This is a genomic window from Rhizomicrobium sp. (assembly GCF_056722145.1).
The window spans coordinates 1-3,913 of the sequence record NZ_JBWZET010000266.1 but is presented as its reverse complement, the minus strand read 5'-3'; the positions used below and the strand labels follow the sequence as shown (position 1 = coordinate 3,913).

The window sequence follows — 3,913 nt, the reverse complement described above, 5'->3', positions numbered from 1 at the left end:
GAGAGGGTGTCGTTCTTTCCGCGCGCGGCTTCCTGCACTTCCTTGGAAATCTTCATCGAGCAGAATTTCGGGCCGCACATCGAGCAGAAGTGGGCGATCTTCGAGCCTTCGGCGGGCAGCGTTTCGTCGTGGAAGGCCTCGGCGGTTTCGGGGTCGAGCGCCAGGGCGAACTGGTCGCGCCAGCGGAACTCGAAGCGCGCCTTCGACATGGCGTCGTCCCAGATCCGCGCCGCGGGATGGCCTTTCGCCAGATCGGCCGCGTGCGCTGCGATCTTGTAGGCGATCACGCCGGCCTTGACGTCGTCGCGATCCGGCAATCCCAGATGTTCCTTCGGCGTCACGTAGCACAGCATCGCGGTGCCGAACCAGCCGATCATCGCGGCACCGATGGCGCTGGTGATGTGATCGTAGCCGGGCGCGACGTCGGTCGTCAGCGGCCCCAGCGTATAGAACGGCGCCTCGTCGCAACTCGCGAGCTGGCGGTCCATGTTTTCCTTGATCTTGTGCATCGGCACATGGCCGGGGCCTTCGATCATCACCTGCACGTCGTGCTTCTGGGCGATGCGATTGAGTTCGCCAAGCGTATCCAGCTCCGCAAACTGCGCCGCGTCGTTGGCATCGGCGGTGGAGCCCGGCCGCAAGCCATCGCCGAGGCTGAAGCCGACGTCATAGGCCTTCAGGATTTCGCAGATATCCTCGAAGTGCGTGTAGAGGAAATTCTCGCGGTGATGCGCCAGGCACCACTTCGCCAGGATCGAACCGCCGCGGGACACGATGCCGGTGACGCGATCCGCGGTCAGCGGAATGTGCGCCAGCCGCACGCCGGCGTGGACGGTGAAATAGTCGACGCCCTGTTCGCATTGCTCGATCAGCGTGTCGCGATAAAGCTCCCAGGTCAGCTCTTCGGCGATGCCGCCGCACTTTTCCAGCGCCTGATAGATCGGCACCGTCCCGATCGGCACCGGCGCATTCCTGATGATCCATTCGCGAATGGTGTGGATGTGGCGGCCCGTGGAGAGGTCCATCACGGTGTCGGCGCCCCAGCGGATCGACCACACCATCTTCTCCACCTCCTCCTCGACGCCCGAAGTGACGATCGAATTGCCGATGTTGGCGTTGATCTTGGTGAGGAAGTTGCGGCCGATGATCATCGGCTCGCTTTCGGGATGGTTGATGTTGTTGGGGATAATCGCACGGCCGCGGGCGATCTCGTCGCGGACGAATTCCGGCGTGATGTGGCGCGGCAGCGAGGCGCCGAAGGAATGGCCGTCGGCGAGCGGCGAAGCGCCGAGGTTTTCGCGCGCGGCGATGAACTTCATCTCTTCGGTAATGAGGCCCTGGCGGGCGTAGTGGAGCTGGGTGACGTTCTTGCCCGCCTTGGCGCGCAGCGGCTTCAGCCCGGCGCGATCGAACTGCGGCACCGACAGCAGCTCGCCCTCTTTCAGGCCATCGTCTTCCGGCTTGCGGGCACGCTCGCTGTATTCTTCCACATCGCCGCGGGCCAAAATCCATTCGCGCCGCAGCGCCGCGACGCCCTTGGCGATGTCGATCTCGGCAGTCGGATCGGTATACGGACCCGAGGTGTCGTACAGGCGCACCGGCGGCTCGCCGCCCGACAACGGCACTTCGCGGAACGGTACGCCGTTAAGGGTCACCTTGTGCGAGCCGGGAAGCGGACCGCGGGTGACGGATACGGATGGATTGCGGACGGGCTGGTTCATTTGCCTCTCCCTACGCCGGTATTGCCCGGATCAGGTTCTAAGGGACACGCACGATTGCGATCTCAGCCCTCCGCCGCCGACGCGACGCAGGACGCCCCTGGGATTTTGCGGATCATGTGCGGAAAGGCCGCCATGTCAAGCCGCGCGGGCCTTGGTTCGCGCAATGCTGGCATAATCGCCTGGGGATTGGGCGAGTATCGACGATGAAATGGGCTTTGACCCTGCTGGCGGTAGGGCTGTTCGGTGCCATGGCGCACGCCGCCGACTGCGATGTCGTCAGCTTCGATCCCGACCAGCCGGGGCGCGATGCGGCGCACTCACGGTGAACGGCCAAGCGATCTGGCAGTCGAGCCCGGTCAATGTCCACGACGGCGAGATGGACGGCACCAGCAAGCCCGCCGGCACGCTGCTCACCCTGCCCGCGGCCTCCGAACGGCGCAAGGATTTCGACCCCAGCCTGGAATGCGTCGCTTCGCTCAGGCTGGTGGGGCCTTATCTCCTGGTGGAAGACAATCTGCGCTGCGGCGGCATGAACGTCACCTTCACAGGCGCGTATCGCCGTCACTAGGCAAGTGTCTCAACTGTGTCTTTTGCGTTCTATTGCCGTGCCGGAAAGCGCGGTAAGACACGCGCACGCCTTGAGTCACCCCGCCATGCCCCTCCGCATCGTCCTGTTCCTGTTCGCGTTCGCCTTGATCGTCGGCGGCGGTTCGCTGGTCTATCAAAGCGAACAGATGGAGCCGTGGACCGACTCCGCAAAGGCGGAAGCGGTGCAGATGTGGGACATGCCCGACGAAACCGCCCCGCCCGAGGCTGTCGCCGCCTTCGACACGCACTGGCGCCACGCCATCGGCAAGCTCAGCACCAACAAATGGCCGTACTATTACGCGGGCACGACGTCGGTGGCCTTTGCCGTCTGCCTGATCGCAGCCCTGATCGTTCTGCGCATCCGAACGACGGATGACATCCAGGTTTTGTCGACGCCCAGAAGGGCGTGGAAGATTTACGCCATCGGCATGCTCGGCTGGGGCGTCTACTGGACCAGTTTCGCCCTGGCAATGGTGGAGGGCTTCGACCGCTTCCGCTTCCCGCCCCTGCCCGGCAGCGAACTGACGTGGCTCTACGCCATCGCCGCCTTCGCCGCGGCCGGCTTCATAGTGCTGTCGATCCTGTCGTTCTTCATTCTGCGCAAATCGCAACTGCCGGCACCACTGTGGATCTGGCGCAAGGACATGCCGGGCCATGACTGGTTCTACACCATCGGCGCCGGCCTGACCGCGCTCATCGGAGTGGCAGTCCTCGGCAACACCTATTGCTACGGCCACTGGCTGGCGGTGCCGGGCGTGTTCCTCTGCGTCTACGCCACACTGGCGATGCGCGCCGCCGGGATCGCGAAGAATGTGTAGCTCGCGCCAGTGATTTAGGTGGCAAAACCGAATAACCTCCCCCTCGTGGGGAGGTCGACGTGCGCCAGCACGTCGGGTGGGGGCATGCGTCGACAACTGAAACCTGGCATTCGTGAGCGCGCCCGCTTAATGCGGGCTGATATGACGAAACCGGAGGGGTTGTTGTGGTGGAAACTGCGCGAAGCCAACCGGAACGGCTTTCATTTCCGACGCCAAGTGCCACTGCGCGGCTATTATGCAGACTTTGCCGAACACGGTGTTCGACTGATCATCGAACTTGACGGCGACCAGCACGGAACCGATGCCAACCGCGAACACGACCGTATCCGCGATTTGGCCTTGTCAGGAGAAGGCTATCTCATCTTGCGCTTCGCCAATAATGAGGTTCTGTGGGAACTGGACCGGGTCTTCGAGACGATCCTCCGTGCTGCCACGCAGCGCCGCCCCCCACCCGGAAAACCGCGCGCGCTTGAACCTCCGCCGTTTTAGATCGTTGAATGGGCGCGAGCTTTTCCGACCTCCCCACCAGGGGGAGGTATCGTTTCACCCCCTCGCGAAGGTGTTGAACTCGTTGACCAGGGCCTTGGCGACGGCGTTGAGCAGGCGTTCGCCGGCGCCGGAATTGGCCAGCGTCGGGTCGGAGCCGATGCGGCCGTCGGGGAAGCGGCGCTTGAAGTCCTTGGCGTCGAACACCGGGCCGACCGGCGCGATCCTGGGCATGATGTCGGCCCGCTTGATCGCCTCGGGAAAGGCGTAGCGGGTGATGGAAATCTCCGACGGCGTGGC

General features: G+C 63.9%; 5 protein-coding genes, 1 pseudogene and 1 riboswitch. Of the genes and pseudogenes, 4 read left to right on the top strand and 2 right to left on the bottom strand.

Annotation, left to right across the window (positions count from 1 at the left end):
* The coding region (thiC, locus tag AC1P6P_RS14050) for a phosphomethylpyrimidine synthase ThiC (RefSeq protein WP_481403070.1) at positions 1 to 1,721 on the bottom strand (1,721 nt) is incomplete at its 3' end.
* Positions 1,712 to 1,830, bottom strand: a riboswitch (TPP riboswitch). Its footprint overlaps the gene before it by 10 nt.
* A 94-nt stretch (positions 1,831 to 1,924) precedes the next feature.
* Between thiC and AC1P6P_RS14045 the strand changes: the two genes are divergently transcribed.
* The 4 genes from AC1P6P_RS14045 to AC1P6P_RS14030 all read left to right on the top strand — a co-directional run bounded on the left by AC1P6P_RS14045 (position 1,925) and on the right by AC1P6P_RS14030 (position 3,616).
* Entirely contained in the window at positions 1,925 to 2,047 is a 123-nt protein-coding gene (locus AC1P6P_RS14045) for a hypothetical protein (RefSeq protein WP_481403069.1), read from the top strand.
* The gene (locus tag AC1P6P_RS14040; RefSeq protein WP_481403068.1) at positions 2,044 to 2,289 is read left to right on the top strand and encodes a hypothetical protein; all 246 of its coding nucleotides are present in this window, start codon (positions 2,044 to 2,046) and stop codon (positions 2,287 to 2,289) included. The genes AC1P6P_RS14045 and AC1P6P_RS14040 overlap by 4 nt, the downstream gene beginning before the upstream one ends.
* An 85-nt stretch (positions 2,290 to 2,374) precedes the next feature.
* Entirely contained in the window at positions 2,375 to 3,127 is a 753-nt protein-coding gene (locus AC1P6P_RS14035; RefSeq protein WP_481403067.1) for a hypothetical protein, read from the top strand.
* An 84-nt stretch (positions 3,128 to 3,211) separates the two neighbouring features.
* Entirely contained in the window at positions 3,212 to 3,616 is a 405-nt protein-coding gene (locus AC1P6P_RS14030; protein ID WP_481403066.1) for an endonuclease domain-containing protein, read from the top strand.
* A 54-nt stretch (positions 3,617 to 3,670) separates the two neighbouring features.
* Here AC1P6P_RS14030 and AC1P6P_RS14025 read toward each other — a convergent pair.
* Positions 3,671 to 3,913: pseudogene (locus AC1P6P_RS14025) on the bottom strand (creatininase family protein); the annotation flags it as partial.

Excerpts from the sequence above, each read along its gene's own strand:
- AC1P6P_RS14045 (WP_481403069.1), top strand. The coding sequence starts at position 1,925 with ATGAAATGGGCTTTGACCCTGCTGGCGGTAGGGCTGTTCGGTGCCATG.
- AC1P6P_RS14035 (WP_481403067.1), top strand. The coding sequence starts at position 2,375 with ATGCCCCTCCGCATCGTCCTGTTCCTGTTCGCGTTCGCCTTGATCGTC.
- AC1P6P_RS14030 (WP_481403066.1), top strand. The coding sequence starts at position 3,212 with ATGCGTCGACAACTGAAACCTGGCATTCGTGAGCGCGCCCGCTTAATG.